Origin of the sequence: Paramuribaculum intestinale (genome assembly GCF_003024925.1) — a bacterium.
Lineage (GTDB): Bacteria > Bacteroidota > Bacteroidia > Bacteroidales > Muribaculaceae > Paramuribaculum > Paramuribaculum intestinale.
On sequence record NZ_PUED01000285.1, the window covers coordinates 1 to 2,156 of the forward strand.

The 2,156-nt window shown below is 51.5% G+C and carries 4 protein-coding genes; 3 read left to right on the top strand and 1 reads right to left on the bottom strand.

Features of this window, described 5'->3' with window-relative positions:
• The first annotated feature begins 154 nt into the window (after nt 1-154).
• From C5O24_RS12790 to C5O24_RS12800, 3 genes are all read left to right on the top strand, one after another.
• Complete coding sequence (locus C5O24_RS12790; RefSeq protein WP_107681937.1) at nt 155-379, top strand: hypothetical protein; 225 nt, start codon at nt 155-157, stop codon at nt 377-379.
• 61 nt (nt 380-440) lie between these two features.
• Entirely contained in the window at nt 441-770 is a 330-nt protein-coding gene (locus C5O24_RS12795) for a hypothetical protein (protein ID WP_133165596.1), read from the top strand.
• Nucleotides 771-778: 8 nt separating this feature from the next.
• The gene (locus C5O24_RS12800) at nt 779-1,078 is read left to right on the top strand and encodes a hypothetical protein (RefSeq protein WP_107681939.1); all 300 of its coding nucleotides are present in this window, start codon (nt 779-781) and stop codon (nt 1,076-1,078) included.
• Here the strand turns inward: C5O24_RS12800 and C5O24_RS14160 are convergent.
• The coding region (locus tag C5O24_RS14160; RefSeq protein WP_161553910.1) for a hypothetical protein at nt 1,075-2,156 on the bottom strand (1,082 nt) is incomplete at its 5' end. The two genes, C5O24_RS12800 and C5O24_RS14160, sit on opposite strands and share 4 nt — an antisense overlap.

Below are 2,156 nucleotides of genomic sequence, written 5' to 3' on the forward strand. Positions count from 1 at the left end.
TTTCGGTTGGTAACAATTAGTTACGTCCGTTCCACGTTATACGCTTACGGCTGTAACTCCGTGGGTATCGTATTCCCGTCAGGCGGTCGGGTCTGATTTGGAAGCCCCGCGTTATTGTGCTAACTTTGTGGCGAATAAACAACACTTTGCCACAATGGAAGAAAAACAATTAACCCCCGCCGAAGCGTTCTTTATGAAGAAGGCGGAATTTGAACACAACATAACGGAAGCCGTTAAGAACTTCGCCGGGTCGTATGCCACGGACGTAAAAATAGCGGTTGCCGTTGAAGTACAGCCCGCCCTTGCTAATTCCGGCGACGTCGTGGACTGTCGTATTAAAGGAGTTGAAATTGAAGCCAAATATAAACAAAATGCCTAAGCCCTTAGCCCCCGCCTTCCAACCGCTACCGTTCCCGTATTCCCCGGTACTCCGGGACGCAATGGCGGAAGTTTCCCGTTCCGTCGAGCCTATGCTTGACGACTTGGTAGCGCGCTACGCTCCCACCAATGAAGGGCGCGTTACTATTGCCCTGTGCGACGTTAAGAACTCCCACGGACGCGCCCGGCGTGATGCACTACGTAGACTTGACCGGGTTGTTACTGAACTATTCCCACCCGTCGAAGGTGCGCCGCTTCCTTCCGAGGAACTGAACGGGAAGCCGGACGTTTTAGCCGGGGCCGCCTGTATCGGCTACGACTTCCACCCCGAAAGCAATACCTTCGGAATAGGTTTTATTCCTTCGGGCTATGCTCCGTTTAACTCCAAATAACAAAGGCTATGAAAATACCGCGTATCAATACCACGAAGGGCAAACAGCCTGTTACCGTCGTTCCCGATAACGTCCTTGTCGAAGGCTTCCTTAATTCCGACGCCCCGGCGGAATATATAGACGTCGTGCGGCTTCTTGAATATGCCGAACCGGACGCCGAAAAGAACGGGGCTATTCTCCGGCAATGCTTGGAAGGTAAAGCCCGGCTTCTTCCTGTATATCCCGGCGTAGGAGAAAAAGAACCCACGGGCGCGAAGCTCGTAGGTTCTATTATGGACGGCGGCTTATACCTCGTTCCTATTCGTTAGGGTGTCTTAAACGACTTCGCTAACGCTACCATTTCCGCGTATTCGGTTGGCATCAACAACTGGAATACGCGGTTTCCTATAAATGCATTTTCAAAGGCGTGGGCTAAATATTCGTGTTGTTTCATGCCGTAACTCTTGAAGTAACTAACGGAATGACCCCAGCCTACGTCGTCGCGGTTTACCAAACTTCGCAACGTGTCCATAAGTCCGCCGAACTGCTCCAACGCATCCGGCTTTGAAATGCCGTAACGCTTAAATATCGGGTCGTCTTTGTCCTTAGTCCGTATTCGCTCGTAAATGTTTTTTATCTTAGCCGACAGCGTTATTATACGCATTTGGTTTACTTCGTGCTTGACCTTCTGAACCTCGTACTTCCCCGTTTTATAGTTCCATACCCTTTCCGTCGTGTAATAGGTCGTCTTTTCGCGGGTGCGTAGCCGCTTGGTCTGTGCGTCGCGGAGGTCTGTAACTTCCTTCGCAAACAATAAATTCCGTTGGTCGGCTATGGCGTGGCCGAACTCATGGTAAATAACGGATACGCGGTGCCACGGCGAAACTTCGTTACGTCCTTTCGTATAGACTACGACTAAGTTGCCGCCACTTTCGTAACTGCGCCCGGTGCTGTTGTGTATCTCTAACTTAACCTTCCGTTTGAGAAGGTCGAAGAAGTCCTTACTAAATTCGTGGTCGGCGTCGCCTAAATATGCCTTACCCTTTTCCAACTCGGCGGGCATATTCGCGGAATAGCTGCCCTTCTTGGCTTTTGCGGCTGCTAACTTGGCGGGTAGCGACGCGAAGAAGGCTTTAAGGCGGCTAATGCAGTCGCCGTAGTAGTTGTTAGTCTTTACGTCGTTGGCGTTAAGGGCGGCTTCTATTTCCTTCACTATGTCCGGGAAGCCTACCGCCTTGTCTGCGAAGTCTTCCACCTCGTTACGGGCGGCCATCCATTGTTGTAGCCTATTGATGCGTTCCGTGTGTAAGCGTTGCAATTCGGCGCGAAGTCCGGCGCGGTCGCCGGCCGTCCTCAATGGATCCAACCCCGAAACGTCTAAGCCGAACGTATAGGCCCACGCTTTAT

Excerpts from the sequence above, each read along its gene's own strand:
- C5O24_RS12790 (WP_107681937.1), top strand. The coding sequence starts at position 155 with ATGGAAGAAAAACAATTAACCCCCGCCGAAGCGTTCTTTATGAAGAAG.
- C5O24_RS12795 (WP_133165596.1), top strand. The coding sequence starts at position 441 with ATGGCGGAAGTTTCCCGTTCCGTCGAGCCTATGCTTGACGACTTGGTA.
- C5O24_RS12800 (WP_107681939.1), top strand. The coding sequence starts at position 779 with ATGAAAATACCGCGTATCAATACCACGAAGGGCAAACAGCCTGTTACC.